Consider the following 13,546-nt stretch of genomic DNA (forward strand, 5'->3'; position numbering starts at 1 on the left):
CGGTCCGACCGGTTCCTGCTAGAGGAACTTAGTCAAACTTGTATTGCAGGCCGACTTTGACGTAGCGGCCGGTGGCGCCCGAGGCGTCCATCGGGTTGAAGCTCATGCCGCCGTAGGTCAGCGCGTCCAGCGGGGCGATGCGGTCCAGCACGTTGTTCATCGATGCGTACAGTTGCAGCGCTTTGCTCCAGTTGTAGCGGGTCGACAGGTCCAGCGTGGTGAACGATGGCAGGCGGCAGGCGCCGTTCGGCGAAGGCGTGCCGTTGGCGAACAGCACTGCGCAAGGCGCGCCTTCGTAACGGATGTTCTTCATGTCCGAGCGGTAGTTGACGGTACCGGCCACGTTCCAGTTGCCCTTGTCCCAGGAGGCGATCAGGTTGATCTTGTCCTTCGGCGTGCCGGCGCAATCCGAGGTATCGCAGTTGCCGTGGGTGCCGGCGAACTGGAAGGTCTGGCTCTTGTCGGCGCGTACCCACGAAGCCACGTGCGACCACACCAGGTTGATGGTGCCCTTGCCGTAGTCACCCAGGCGCAGACGCTGTTTGACGTCCAGGTCGATACCTTTGACTTCGGTGTAGCTGGAGTTCTGGTATGGCGCCTTGGAGATCAGCAGGGTGCCGGTGTTGGGCTGCACTACGCCGTTCACCACCAGGTTGTTGTCGGCGCGCACGGCGGTTGGCAGGGCGGCGGCTTCAACATACGACAGCGGATTGATTTCGTTGGTGCGGCGGATTTTCCACGCGTCCAGCGACATATTGGTGTCGTTCAGCGGATCCCAGACCATGCCCAGGGTGTAGCCTTTCGACTTTTCCGGGGCCAGGTTCGGGTTGCCGATCTTGACCGCGCCGATCTGGATGTTGCAATCCAGGGTGGTGGCGCCGCCGGCTGCCGGCTTGCCGCCAGGGCAACGGACCGGATCGACCACCGACGAGGTGCCGGTCGACTGGCTGGCCAGGTTGGATTCCGCCACGCCAGGGGCGCGGAAACCTTCGGTGTAGGTGCCGCGCAGCGCGAAGCTCTTGATCGGGGTCCATTTCGCGCCCAGTTTCGGCGTGGTCGAATTGAAGTTCGAGTAGTGGTCGTAACGCAGCGCGCCCGACAGTTCCACGGTCTTCAGGACCGGCGCCAGCAGTTCGGCGTAGATGGCCGATACCTTGGTGTCGCCCTTGGCGGCCACGTAGGAGATGTTGGTCGAGCCGTCGTCCGAACCGGTCAGCGACGGGTTGTCCAGCTGCTCGTGGCGGTGTTCGCCGCCGATCGCCAGGCCCAGGTTGCCGCCTGGCAGTGCGAACAGTTCACGCGAGGCCTTGAAGTCGACGATGTCCAGCTTGGTGGTCGAGTTGGACGAAGCGTTGACGCGCAGCGCGGCGTACAGCGAGGCCGGGTTCTTGTAGGCTTGCGAACCGATGTAGTACGGGAAGTACTGGCTGGTTGGATCGCCCAGTGCCGATTTCAGCACTTTCATGTTCAGCTGGTTGGTCCACTCCAGGTACAGCTTCGATTCCGAGTGGGTGAAGCCGGCATCCCAGTCCCAGCCGAAGTTGCTGCCCTTGGCGCCCAGCACGATGCGGCTGAAGTCGTTGTTGGCGATGTGGTTGCTTGGGCCCAGGTCGAACATCGAGTAGCGCAGACGGGTGTCGGTGCCGAAGATGTTTTGCGGGTGGGCGCCCGACATCAGCAGGTCGTTGCTGTACAGGATGATGCCGTTCGGGTTGGCGGCGGTGGCCGGGAAGGTCACGTTCGGGGTGGCCGAGACCGGCGCCAGCATGAACGAGCTGTTGCGGGTCGAGTAGCCCAGTTCGGTGTACACCTGCAGGTCGGAGTTCACCTGCAGGGTGCCGCGGGTGTACAGGTTCAGCGATTCAACGTTCGGTTGCAGGTCGCGGAACTGGTCTTGCGACCACAGGCAGCCGCCGGCGGCGTCCTGCTTGACGGTCTGCGAGAACTGCGAGCAGCCGCCCAGCGAGACGTAGTTCTTGGTTTTCGGGTCCATCAGCGCGCCGGTCGGCGTGGCTGCCGAGGCGCCCGGGGTGATGTAGCCGCCCATGTACTGGGTGTTCTGCAGGTAGCCCCATGGACGGATGTCGCCGTGGCCGATCCAGCCGCGGTCCTTGCGGGCGGACGCCGCCAATTCGTCGGACTTCTTGTACTCGATGTTGAACACCAGGTTGTACTTGTCGTCGTCCAGATTGCCCTTGCCGATGGTGACGGCCAGGTTGTTCTGGTTGTTGTCGCTGTAGCGCGACGTGCCGGTGTCGGCCTTGATGGTGACGCCTTCGAAGTCTTTGCGCAGGATGATGTTGACCACGCCGGCGATGGCGTCGGCACCGTAGGTCGACGAGGCGCCGTCCTTCAGCACTTCAATGCGTTCCACCAGCTGCATCGGGATGGTCGACAGGTCGGTGAAGCTCTTCTGGCCGTCATCGGCGCGGGCGAACGGCGCCATGCGGCGGCCGTTCAGCAGCACCAGGGTCGAGGTCGCGCCTAGGCCGCGCAGCGAAATGGCGGTCGAACCGGCGGCGAAGCCGCTGCCGAAACCGCTCGGCAGCGAACCGGCGCCGTCCACGGTCAGGCTCTGCAGGAATTCGGCGACGGTGCCCTTGCCGGATTTCATCAGCTCGTCACGGGTGATCATTTGCACCGGCGAGGCGGTCTCGGCGGACGCGCGCTTGATGCTCGAACCCGTGATTTCCACGCGCTGGATCGGGCCGGTCGGCTCGGCGTTTTGGGCGAAGGCTGGCATGGCCAGGACTGCTGCTACGGAACCCGAGAACATCAGGCGCACGGAGCGGGATAAAACCGTTTCCATCATCATCAACAAACACTCCAAAGAAATTCGCATTCAGCCCAATCATGCGGAAATTGCAGATCAGACTCGGTATTTCGTAAATAAAGTAATTACGAAAGGGGCGCATGTAACCATCTGTAGAAGTTGCTTGTCAAACACAATTGCGATTTTTGACGTGCCAAAACAACAGTTTGTGTAAAAAATACACGGCTTTTTGTAAAGGCATTTGCGCCGCAACGCCAGATGGCATGCGGGTTTGCGTACGGCAACACTGTGCCGCAGCACAGAATTTGCTTGACTCCGCGGAATCGCGGTATTGTGATCGCCATTTTGCGGCGTAAGGATGGGTATGCAGTGTTTGAAAATTGCCGCGGCCGCCAGCCTGGTTCTGCTGGCGACATGCTGTGCGCAGGCGGCGCCGGTGAAGACCTTGCGCTACATCCTACCGGCCGCCGAGGCCAGCTTCGATCCGGCGCTGGGGCGCGACTACTATACCGGCCACGTCACCGAGGCGATCTTTGAAACGCTGTACACCTATGACTACCTGGCGCGGCCGGTGAAGCTGGCGCCGGAGACGGCCGCCGCGCTACCGGAAGTATCGGGCGACGGCAAGACCTACCTGATCCGCCTGAAGAAGGGCAGCTATTTCACGCCCGACCCGGCTTTCGGCGGCAAGCCGCGCGAACTGACGGTGGCCGACTACGTCTATTCCTGGAAGCGGCTGTTCGATCCGCGCCTGGCCTCGCCCAACGCCTGGCTGCTGGAAGGCAAGGTGATCGGCCTGGATGCGCTGGCCGCCCAGGCCCAGCAGACCGGCCGCTTCAACTACGACGCGCCGGTGGCGGGGCTGGAGATCATCGATCGCTACACGCTGCGCATTCACCTGACCCACACCGATTTCAACCTCGGCATGATCCTGGCCTATGAGCCGCTGGCGGCGGTGGCGCGCGAGGTCGTCGAAAAATATGGCGACGCCAAGGGCGAGGTGGCCGGCCACCCGGTCGGCACCGGCGCTTACAAGCTGGGCGAATGGATACGCGGCAGCCGCATCGTGCTGGAAGAGAACACCGGCCATCGCCCGGAGACCTGGGACTTCCAGCCCAGCGCCGATGGCGACGAGCGCATCGTGGCGCGCATGCGGGGCAAGAAGATGCCGCAGATCGGCCGCATCGAGATCAGCGTGCAGCTGGAGGACCAGTCGCGCTGGCTGTCCTTCATCAGCGGCGGCGCCGATATCTTCTGGCTGGAGGGCGCGCTGTCGCCCAAGGCGCTGGTGGACGGCAGGCTGCGGCCGGAACTGGCGGCGCGCGGCATCCAGCTGTCGCGCATCGTCGATCCGGAACTGAGCTATTACTACTGGAATATGCGCGATCCGGTGGTGGGTGGCTTCAGCAAGGAAAAGATCGCGCTGCGGCGCGCCATCGCCATGGCGCACGACGTGGACGAGGAAATCAGGCTGGTGCTGAATGGCGAGGCGCAGCGCCTGTACTTCCCGATCCCGCCCGGCGTGGCCGGCCACGCTGCGAACTACCAGCCGCTGCTGCGCTACGATCCGGCGCTGGCCAACCGGCTGCTGGACCGCTATGGCTACAAAAAGGGCGCGGACGGCTGGCGCACGCTGCCCGATGGCAAGCCGCTGGTGATCACCTACACCTCGCGCAACGAGGCCAACGGCGTGCTGATGGCCGAGCTGTGGCGCAAGACTTACAACCGGCTCGGCATCCGCATGGAGAACCAGCGCATGATCTTCAGCGATATCCAGAAGGCGGAAACGCTGTGCAAGGTGCAGACGCGTACCTACCAATGGCTGGCCGATTATCCGGACGGAGACAATTTCATGCAGCTGTTCTACGGCGGCAATATCGGCCAGAACAACAACGGCTGCTACCAGGATGCGCAGTACGACGCCTGGTTCGAGGCCAGCCACAGCATGCCGCCGGGACCGGAGCGCGATGCGCTGTACCGCAAGATGGCGCGCCAGATCGAGGCGCAGGCGGTGGCCATGCCGGCGTTCTCGCGCTACCGCAACATGCTGGCGCAGCCGGCTGTAATAGGGTACAAGAAACATCCCATCCTGCACCAGGAATGGAAGTACATCGATATCGAAAGCAAGGACTGAGATGCTGGCTTACATCGTTCGACGCCTGTGGCAGATGCTGCCGACCATGCTGGGCGTGGTGCTGCTGGTGTTCGTGCTGTTCAACTGGGTGGGCGGCGATCCGGCCTACATCCTGGCCGGCAAGATGGCCAACGCGGAGAGCATCGCCAACATCCGCCGCCAGCTCGGCGTGGACCAGCCTTATTACGTGCAGCTGTGGATTTTCATCAGGCAGATCGCCACCTTCGACTTCGGCCTGAGCTGGGCCACCAGCGAGCCGGTGTCGCACATCATCGCGACGCGACTGGGACCGTCGCTGACGGTGCTGATACCGCTGACCGTGCTGGAAACGCTGATCGGCATCGCGCTGGCGCTGGTGATCGCCTTCGTGCGCGGTTCGCTGACGGACCGCGCGGTGATGATCGCCTGCACGGTTGGCATGTCGGTCAGCATCCTGGTCTACATCATCGTGTTCCAGTACGGGCTGGCGTATCAGCTGGGCCTGTTCCCGGTGCAGGGCTGGGGCGAAAGTTTTGGCGAGAACCTGCTGCGCTACGCGGCGCTGCCGATCCTGATCGGGCTGGCGGTGTCGCTGGCGCCGACCTTGCGCCTGTTCCGCAGCTTCGTGCTGGACGAGGTGGGGCAGGACTATGTGCGCACCGCGCGCGCCAAGGGCCTGAGCGAGCGGCGCGTGATGTGGGTGCACGTGCTGCGCAATGCGGCGATTCCTATCCTGACCTACGTGATGGCCAACCTGCCGGCGTTGCTGATCGGTGCGTTTCTGCTGGAGCGTTTCTTCGGCATACCGGGCATCGGCCGCGAGGTGATCCTGGCGGTGGAACGCAGCGATTTTCCCGTGATTAAAGCGATCACCGTCTACGTGGCGGCCGCCACCATGGTGTTCAACCTGTTGACGGACCTGCTGTACCAGGCGGTCGATCCGCGGGTGAAGCTCGCATGAGGGCGCAGGGACTGTGGGGGCTGGCCTGGCGGCGTCTGCGCGCGGACCGGGTGGCGATGGTGGCACTGGCCGTGGTGCTGGCGTTCCTGCTGATGGTGGCGCTGTCCGCCAGCGGTTTGATCGTCGCCGATTGGGAAGACGAGGTTGGCGTCAATTACGCGCCGCCAGGTTTCAGCCACGCGGCGACGACCGCTGTTGCACCGGCCGCGCGGCCGCAGGCCTTGCCCGACAATCCCTTCGATCCCCTGGCCGACGACATGCGCGCACTGCGCGCGCAACTGGCCGGCGGCGCGGTGGAGATGTATGGCGTGGCCGATCCGCTGGCCGCCGATATGGCGGCATTGCGGGCGGCACAGCCGGCCGGCGCGGGCGGGGCAGTGGAGGGCGCCGCGCGGCGCGCGACCTTGCCCTTCGGTGGCGACAAGTGGGGCCACGACATCATCAAGAAAACCATCAAGGGCGGCGAGACCTCGATCGTGGTGGGGCTGGTGGCGGCGCTGCTGGCGGTGGCGCTGGGCACGGTGTTCGGCGCGCTGTCCGGCTATTGCGGCGGCGTGGTCGATGACTTCTTCAACTGGTTCTACAGCATCTTCACCGCGATTCCCTCGGTGCTGATGATACTCACCGTGGCGGCGGTGTTGCAGCAGAAGGGCGTGCTGACCATCGTGCTGATCCTCGGCCTGACCGGCTGGACCGGCCCGTACCGGCTGATACGCGCCGAATACATCAAGCACAAGGCGCGCGAGTACGTGATGGCCGCCGACGCCATCGGCGCCTCGCACTGGCGCCGCATGTTCGGCCACATCTTCCCGAATATCAGCCACGTGGCGCTGGTGCAGATGTCGATCCTGGTGGTGGGCTTCATCAAGGCCGAAGTCATTCTCAGCTTCCTCGGCTTCGGCGTGCCGGTCGGCGTGGTGTCGTGGGGCAGCATGCTGAACGAGGCGCAGAACGAACTGATCCTCGGCCGCTGGTGGCAGCTGACCGCCGCCGCCATCGCCATGGCGCTGCTGGTCACCGCCTTCTCGCTGTTCACCGACGCCCTGCGCGACGCCCTCGATCCCAAGGTGAAACCATGACGCTGCTCGACGTCCGCAACCTGCGCATCGCCTTCCGCGTCGACCGCGCCACTACCGCCGAGGCCGTGAAAGGCGTCAGCTTCAGCGTGCCGCGCAACGCCACCGTGGCGCTGGTGGGCGAGTCCGGCAGCGGCAAGTCGGTCAGCTCGCTGGCGGTGATGGGGCTGCTCGATCCGGCATCGGCGCTCATCGATGCGGCCAGCAGCATCCGCTTCGACGGCACGGAGCTGCTGGCGCTGGATGGCCGCCAGCGCCGCGCGCTGTGCGGCAAGGACATCGCCATGATCTTCCAGGAGCCGATGTCGTCGCTGAACCCGGTGTTCACCGTCGGCGCGCAGATCGGCGAGGTGCTGCGGCTGCATATGGGCATGGGCAAGGCCGCGGCGCGTCGCCGCACGCTGGAACTGCTGGAGGAGGTCGGCATTCCCGATCCCGCCGCCAAAATCGACGCCTATCCGAGCCAGCTGTCCGGCGGCCAGCAGCAGCGCGTGATGATCGCCATGGCCATCGCCTGCGAACCGCGGCTGCTGATCGCCGACGAGCCGACCACCGCGCTGGACGTCACCATCCAGAAGCAGATCATGGAACTGATCGCCCGCCTGCAGCAGCGGCGCGCCATGTCGGTGCTGTTCATCACCCACGACCTGGGACTGGTGGCCGAGATCGCCGACCACGTGATCGTCATGCGCCACGGCGAGGTGCGCGAAGCCGGCCCGGCGCAACAGGTGCTGACCCAGCCGGCCGACGCCTACACCCGGGCGCTGCTGCATTGCCGGCCGTCGCTGGAAGCGCGGCCGTGGCGCCTGCCCGTCATCGCCGATTATCTGGATGGTGCGGCACCGCCGCCGCAACCCGAACGCCAGCGCGGCACGTCGCCCGACGACCAGCCGCTGCTGGAAGTGCGCAACCTCAGCAAGCATTTCACCGTGCGCCAGGGCTGGTTCGGCAAGCGCACATTCCATGCGGTGAAGGACGTCTCGTTCACGCTGGCGCGCGGCAAGACCCTGGGCGTGGTGGGGGAATCCGGCTCCGGCAAGACCACCGTCGGCCTGACGCTGCTGCGGCTGCACCAAGCCAGCGGCGGCAGCGCCGTGTTCGACGGCCGCGACCTGCTGAACATGCCGGCGCGCGAGTTCCAGGCCTACAAGCGCCGCATCCAGATCATTTTCCAGAATCCGTATGCGTCGCTGAACCCGCGCTTCACCGTCGGCGATATCCTGCTGGAACCGATGCGCATCCACCGCATCGGCGCCAGCGACCGCGAACGCATGGGCATGGCGCAGGCGCTCTTGGAAAAAGTCGGATTGCCCGCATCTGCGGTGTCCCGCTATCCGCACGAGTTTTCCGACGGCCAGCGGCAGCGCATCGCCATCGCCCGCTGCCTGAGCTTGCGGCCGGAAATCCTGGTCTGCGATGAATCGGTGTCGGCGCTGGACGTGTCGGTGCAGGCGCAGGTGCTCAACCTGCTGCAGGATTTGCAGGACGAACTGGGGCTGTCGTATATCTTCATTTCCCACGATTTGTCGGTGATGAAGTACATGGCCGACCAGGTGATGGTGATGCACCAAGGACAAGTGGTGGAACTGGCCGATGCGGACGAGCTCTACCGTAATCCGCAACAGCCGTACACGCGCGCGCTGCTGGCGGCGATCCCTCGCAGCAGTTAAGCGATTTTTAAGTTAAGATATCCGAATGGCGAATTTAATCCTCCTGCTTCAAGAATATGGCGTCCTGATCGTGTTCGGGATCGTGCTGATCGAGCAGATCGGCATGCCCATCCCTGCGTTCCCGATTCTGATTGTGGCCGGCGCCATGTCGGTCGACGGCGACACCAACTGGTTCGCCGTGCTGGCGGTCGCCATGCTGGCCTGCCTGATCAGCGACAGTTTCTGGTTCCGCGCCGGCCGCTTCTACGGCAAGCGCATTCTCAAGCTGTTGTGCAAGATTTCGCTGTCGCCCGACTACTGCGTCAGCCAGACCGAGGACAACTTCAAGCGCTGGGGGCCGAAGGCGCTGATCGTTTCCAAGTTCATTCCCGGCTTTAACGTCATCGCGCCACCGCTGGCCGGCGCCATGGGCACGCGCCGCGGCGTGTTCCTGTCCTTCAGCATTCTCGGCAGCCTGCTGTGGGCCGGCACCGGCATCGGCATCGGCGCCTTCTTCCACACCAGCGTCGACCAGCTGCTGGACATCCTGAGCACCATGGGCACCACCGCGCTGCTGGTGCTGGTGGTGCTGCTGGCCTTGTTCGTGGCGTTCAAATACGTGGAGCGCAAGCGTTTCCGCCAGTCGGTCGACATCGAGCGCATCACCGTGGACGACTTCAAGCAGATGATGGAGCAGGGCCACGAGCCGATCCTGGTCGACGCCCGCAGCGCTACCGCGCAAATGCTGGACCCGGCGGTGCCCGGCGCGCTGCTGTTCAACGGCGGCGACCTCAGCGAGGAAATCACCGGTCTGGACAAGAGCCGTCCGATCATCGTGTATTGCAGCTGCCCGAACGACGTGACCGCCGCCCACGTGGCCAAGAGCCTGGTGGGGCAGGGCTTCCACCGCGCCCGTCCGCTGCACGGCGGCCTGGACGCATGGAATGCCGCCTTCCGCAGCGAATCGCTGCCGCAGCAGGATCACGCCGCATCGGCCTGAGCGTAGCCACCGCAAGCAACGCCGCCCCGCGCGGCGTTTTTTTCAGTCGATCATGGAAGCGCTTCCATGGTGTTGACTGGTAGTCATACTACGGCGCAAACCTCCCTCTTTGGAAAGTTCTGTGGCAAAACTGTACTAAAACTACAAACTCCGCTTGCCTGTGGCGGCGAGTTACCTTAAGCTTAAGCCTCAACTATTTTCGACTCATCATGACAGCTCAGTCCGTACAAACGCCTCCCTCCCTGACCACTGTATTCCCTGGTGGCCCGCGTCTGCTGGCGGACATCGGCGGCACCAATGCGCGCTTTGCGCTGGAAACCGCTCCGGGCCGGATTGAAGCGATCGAAGTGCTGGCGTGCGCCGCCTACCCGACCTTGGTCGCCGCCCTGGTCGCGTACCTGGCCTCGCCGACCGTCGCCCAGGCGGGCGTCACCGGCATCCGGAACGGCGCGATTGCGATTGCCAACCCGGTCACCGGCGACATGGTGCGCATGACCAACCACCACTGGGCATTCTCGATTGAGGCCCTGCGCCGCGAAGTCAACTTCGACACCCTGGTGGTTGTCAACGACTTCACCGCGCTGGCCAGCTCGCTGCCGCAGCTGTCGGCAACGCAGAAACACCAGGTCGGCGGTGGCGTCGGCGTGCCGGGGACGCCGCTGGGCCTGATCGGCGCCGGCACCGGCCTGGGCGTCTCCGGCCTAATTCCGGGCAAGGACGGCTGGACCGCGCTGCTCAGCGAGGGCGGCCACGTCACCTTCTCGCCGGCCAATCCGACCGAAGTGGCGATCCTGCAATTCGCCTGGAAAGAATTCGAGCACGTCTCGGCCGAGCGCCTGATGTCCGGCGCCGGTATCGAACTGATCTACCGCGCGCTGGCCGACCACGGCGACCTGCCGGCTGAAAAACTCAGCGCCGCCGAGATTTCGCGCCGCGCGCTGGCCGGCGAATGCACGCTGTGCGACGAAGTGATCGAAGCGTTCTGCTGCATGCTGGGCACCATCGCCGGCAATATCGCCGTGACCCTGGGCGCGCAGGGCGGTATTTATATCGGCGGCGGCATCGTGCCGAAGCTGGGCGAGCGTTTCGACCGCTCCGGCTTCCGCGCCCGCTTCGAAGCCAAAGGCCGGTTCGACAAATACCTGGCCGCCGTGCCCACCTTTGTGATCACCGCCGAGTACCCTGCGTTTGTTGGTGTTTCGGCAATTTTGTCGGAACGCTTGACTGCGGAGTAAGTTCCGTTACATTTCGATGACGTCGAAATGCGCGTTTTGTGGTTTTATCAGGTACAATTCGCGTTGTTGGATGAAACGTCTGGCTTCCTGCCCACGTTTTACGTAGAAAAAGCAACGGTTCAGGCCGTTGCTGGCATGTCCCTCCTTCCCGCCGGGTGCGCATAGGCCTTGGTGTCGGAAAAGCAGCTTCAGCGAGTAACTCCCACCAGCCTCACTGAATGTGATTGATTTCTTTCGATTTTGCTTATGGATACAGTTGAGGCTAAAAGAGTCCTCGAAACCGCCTTGCTATGCGCTCGTGAGCCGTTGTCGATCCACAGTCTGAAAAAGCTGTTTGTCGAACTGGATGACCAGGACAGGCCGCGCGGCCCCGGTGTAGGTGCCGATACGATCAAGGAATTGCTGGAAGAATTGCGGCTCGACTGGGCCGGCAAGGGCGTCGAAGTGATCAGCCTGTCGACCGGCTGGCGCTTCCAGAGCCGTCCGGAAATGAAGCTGTACCTGGACCGGCTGAATCCGGAAAAGCCGCCGCGTTATTCGCGGGCGACGCTGGAAACGCTGGCCATCATCGCCTACCGGCAGCCGGTCACGCGCGGCGATATCGAAGAGATACGCGGCGTCGCCGTCAATTCGCAGACGATCAAGATGCTGGAGGACCGTGGCTGGGTGGACGCCATTGGTTATCGTGATGTCGTCGGCCGCCCGGCCTTGCTGGGCACCACCAAGCAGTTTTTGGATGATTTGGGCTTGAATTCGCTGTCCCAGCTGCCGCCATTGCAGCAAATCAGTGATGGGCAAAATGCAATGGAAACATTGGAAGCAGCCCTGCAAGAGAATTTTGAGAAAGCGGCGCAGCAGGACAGCGCTGAGCACGTAGCTCCGCCCGAGGCTGAGCAAGAAACAGGCCCCGCGCCAGATTTAACGGTTGACGCTGAGCACAACCAAGAAACGAATAATGAACAAACCTAATACCCCTGAGACAGTCAACGACGCAGCTGCGGCCGAAGTTGTCGCCAAGCCGAAACGCCGTACCAAAGCCCAGATCGAAGCCGATACTGCCGCCGCTGCCGCCTCCGGCGAGGCGCCAGTCGCCAAGCCCAAGCGTGCCGCCAAGGTGGTCGCCGACGTGGCCGCCGCCGATGCACCGGCGCCGGTGAAAAAGCCGCGCGCCAAGAAGGCGGACGCCGAACGCCAGCAGCGTCCACGCGGTCCGCGCCAGATGCGCGAACAGCGCGCGCTGCGCGAGGCCAGCATGCCGCGTCCGGAGCCTGTCGCCGTGGTGGAAGGCGCCGCCGCGCCGGTGGAAGAGGGCGCCGCCCCGGCCGTCGGCCGTGACGGCAAGCCGCGCCAGGAGCGTGGTCCGCGCAATGAACAGCGCAATGGCAAGCAGCGCAACGGCAAGAACGGCAAGCCGCGCCAGGGCGGTCAGAACGCTGGCGGCGCCAAGGGCAATGACGCCGACGCCGCATTCTCGTACGTAACCTCGGATGCGTTCGACCGCGAAGACGGCAAGGGCCGTCAGCCGGCCAAGGCTGTCCGCCGCGACCTGACCTCGGACGACGACGCGCCGAAGCTGCACAAGGTGCTGGCCGAAGCCGGTCTGGGCTCGCGCCGCGACATGGAAGACCTGATCGTTGCCGGCCGCGTGTCGGTCAACGGCGAGCCGGCCCACATCGGCCAGCGCATCCTGCCGACCGATGCGGTGCGCATCAACGGCAAACTGATTCAGCGCCGCGTCAGCAAGAAGCCGCCGCGCGTGCTGGTGTACCACAAGCCGGCCGGCGAAATCGTCTCGATGGACGATCCGGAAGGCCGTCCATCGGTGTTCGACCGTCTGCCGACCATGAAGGCCGGCAAATGGCTGGCCGTCGGCCGCCTCGACTTCAACACCGAAGGCCTGCTGCTGTTCACCACCTCCGGTGACCTGGCCAACCGCCTGATGCACCCGCGCTACGGTATCGACCGTGAATACGCGGTGCGCACCCTGGGCGAGCTGGAAGAGGGCATGCGCCAGAAACTGTTGGCCGGTGTCGAGCTGGAAGACGGTGTGGCGCAATTCTCCAAGATTGCCGACGGTGGCGGCGAGGGCATCAACAAGTGGTACCGCGTGATCATCGGCGAAGGCCGTAACCGCGAGGTGCGCCGCATGTTCGAGGCGATCGGCCTGACCGTGTCGCGCCTGATCCGTACCCGCTACGGCGCCATGACCCTGCCAAGCAGCCTGAAACGCGGCCGTTGGGAAGAGATGGAAGAAAACGCCGTGCGCGGCCTGATGGCAGCCTACGCGGTCGAGAAAAAAGGCGGCGGCGACGCGCCTGCGGCAGCGCCTGCTGCCGCCGCTCCGCGCGGCAAGGGTCAAGGTCAACAACAGGCCAAGCCGGCGCAGAACAAGGGTCCGGAAAAACGCGGCCGTAACGGTGGACGCGACCAGCAGGCTGAACGCGCCGAGCGCCGCGACGATCGTGATTTCTACGATGATGACGAGGACGACGAAAACGAGCCGAACTTCAACCGCGCCGACACCAGCAACGCCAACGCGCTGCCGTTCGCCAAGCAGCCGCGCGGCAATGGCCGCGGCCAGGGCGGCTTCGGCGGCAATGGTGGTAATGGCGGCGGCAATGGCGGTCGTGGCGGCAAAGGCCGTCCGGGCGGCGCGCAAGGCGGCCAGGGGCAGGGCTCCGGCCGTCCCGGCGGTCGTCCGCAGGGCATCGGCGCCTACGCCGGCGGCCGTCCGCTGGG

At 64.4% G+C, this 13,546-nt stretch carries 9 protein-coding genes; 8 read left to right on the top strand and 1 reads right to left on the bottom strand.

Annotated elements, in window-relative coordinates:
- Positions 1 to 28 precede the first annotated feature (28 nt).
- The gene (locus GJ698_RS26565; protein ID WP_229260185.1) at positions 29 to 2,815 is read right to left on the bottom strand and encodes a TonB-dependent receptor; all 2,787 of its coding nucleotides are present in this window, start codon (positions 2,813 to 2,815) and stop codon (positions 29 to 31) included.
- Positions 2,816 to 3,137: 322 nt separating this feature from the next.
- On the opposite strand from GJ698_RS26565, the gene GJ698_RS26570 reads away from it, so the two are divergent.
- From GJ698_RS26570 to GJ698_RS26605, 8 genes are all read left to right on the top strand, one after another.
- On the top strand, positions 3,138 to 4,907 hold the full coding sequence (locus tag GJ698_RS26570; protein ID WP_154360879.1) for an ABC transporter substrate-binding protein: 1,770 nt from the start codon (positions 3,138 to 3,140) through the stop codon (positions 4,905 to 4,907).
- Between the two features lies 1 nt (position 4,908).
- Positions 4,909 to 5,847, top strand: a complete 939-nt coding sequence (locus GJ698_RS26575; protein WP_154360880.1) for an ABC transporter permease — start codon at positions 4,909 to 4,911, stop codon at positions 5,845 to 5,847.
- Positions 5,844 to 6,926: an ABC transporter permease gene (locus GJ698_RS26580; RefSeq protein ID WP_154360881.1), complete on the top strand. Its 1,083-nt coding sequence runs from the start codon at positions 5,844 to 5,846 to the stop codon at positions 6,924 to 6,926. The genes GJ698_RS26575 and GJ698_RS26580 overlap by 4 nt, the downstream gene beginning before the upstream one ends.
- Positions 6,923 to 8,593: an ABC transporter ATP-binding protein gene (locus GJ698_RS26585; protein ID WP_154360882.1), complete on the top strand. Its 1,671-nt coding sequence runs from the start codon at positions 6,923 to 6,925 to the stop codon at positions 8,591 to 8,593. The genes GJ698_RS26580 and GJ698_RS26585 overlap by 4 nt, the downstream gene beginning before the upstream one ends.
- Before the next feature lie 25 nt (positions 8,594 to 8,618).
- Positions 8,619 to 9,572: a VTT domain-containing protein gene (locus tag GJ698_RS26590; RefSeq protein ID WP_154360883.1), complete on the top strand. Its 954-nt coding sequence runs from the start codon at positions 8,619 to 8,621 to the stop codon at positions 9,570 to 9,572.
- A 209-nt stretch (positions 9,573 to 9,781) separates the two neighbouring features.
- On the top strand, positions 9,782 to 10,807 hold the full coding sequence (locus GJ698_RS26595; protein WP_154360884.1) for a glucokinase: 1,026 nt from the start codon (positions 9,782 to 9,784) through the stop codon (positions 10,805 to 10,807).
- A 246-nt stretch (positions 10,808 to 11,053) separates the two neighbouring features.
- The gene (scpB, locus tag GJ698_RS26600) at positions 11,054 to 11,776 is read left to right on the top strand and encodes an SMC-Scp complex subunit ScpB (RefSeq protein WP_154360885.1); all 723 of its coding nucleotides are present in this window, start codon (positions 11,054 to 11,056) and stop codon (positions 11,774 to 11,776) included.
- On the top strand, positions 11,763 to 13,546 hold a 1,784-nt coding region (locus GJ698_RS26605; RefSeq protein WP_154360886.1), incomplete at its 3' end, for a pseudouridine synthase. The genes scpB and GJ698_RS26605, both read left to right, overlap by 14 nt.

The organism is Duganella aquatilis, assembly GCF_009674565.1.
Lineage (GTDB): Bacteria > Pseudomonadota > Gammaproteobacteria > Burkholderiales > Burkholderiaceae_D > Rugamonas > Rugamonas aquatilis.

Excerpts from the sequence above, each read along its gene's own strand:
- GJ698_RS26575 (WP_154360880.1), top strand. The coding sequence starts at position 4,909 with ATGCTGGCTTACATCGTTCGACGCCTGTGGCAGATGCTGCCGACCATG.
- GJ698_RS26565 (WP_229260185.1), bottom strand. The coding sequence starts at position 2,815 with ATGATGATGGAAACGGTTTTATCCCGCTCCGTGCGCCTGATGTTCTCG.
- GJ698_RS26570 (WP_154360879.1), top strand. The coding sequence starts at position 3,138 with ATGCAGTGTTTGAAAATTGCCGCGGCCGCCAGCCTGGTTCTGCTGGCG.
- GJ698_RS26585 (WP_154360882.1), top strand. The coding sequence starts at position 6,923 with ATGACGCTGCTCGACGTCCGCAACCTGCGCATCGCCTTCCGCGTCGAC.
- GJ698_RS26595 (WP_154360884.1), top strand. The coding sequence starts at position 9,782 with ATGACAGCTCAGTCCGTACAAACGCCTCCCTCCCTGACCACTGTATTC.
- GJ698_RS26590 (WP_154360883.1), top strand. The coding sequence starts at position 8,619 with ATGGCGAATTTAATCCTCCTGCTTCAAGAATATGGCGTCCTGATCGTG.
- scpB (WP_154360885.1), top strand. The coding sequence starts at position 11,054 with ATGGATACAGTTGAGGCTAAAAGAGTCCTCGAAACCGCCTTGCTATGC.
- GJ698_RS26580 (WP_154360881.1), top strand. The coding sequence starts at position 5,844 with ATGAGGGCGCAGGGACTGTGGGGGCTGGCCTGGCGGCGTCTGCGCGCG.